Raw genomic sequence first — 357 nt, 5'->3', positions numbered from 1 at the left:
AAACCATGGTTTTACCCGTTCCAACCTCACCCGTTACTTTAATCACACCCTCCCCCATAGAGAGCGCCGAATTGACCATTTGAATGGCTTCATAATGTGGCTCTAAGCCCAAGAACAACTCAGTATTGGGCGTTAGATGAAATGGCAGTTGGGAAAAACCAAATTGCTCTAAATACATGCCGATTTACTGCTGCTGTTCCGGGAACCATTCTTGAAGTAAATCACGTGAGCGTTCCAGCTCCTTTTGCCATGTATTCACACCAACCACTGTTGGCTTAAGTAAAATTACCAATTCTGTTTTTTGGTTCAGTTTTGTGCTGTTTCTAAAGAGATGCCCAACCCCTGGAACATCACCTA

General features: G+C 43.7%; 1 protein-coding gene. It reads right to left on the bottom strand.

Translation table 11 applies throughout. The annotated features are described in order from the left end of the window. Positions 1-184: 184 nt before the first annotated feature. Positions 185-357, bottom strand: a 173-nt coding sequence (locus E0702_RS20230) for a hypothetical protein (protein ID WP_368816920.1), incomplete at its 5' end; no start/stop codon positions are given.

The sequence above is a fragment of the Halomonas marinisediminis genome (genome assembly GCF_004347715.1).
Taxonomy (GTDB): Bacteria; Pseudomonadota; Gammaproteobacteria; order Pseudomonadales; family Halomonadaceae; genus Halomonas; species Halomonas icarae.
Note: the sequence above shows the minus strand (reverse complement) of the source record. Positions and strands in the feature narration are given on the sequence as shown.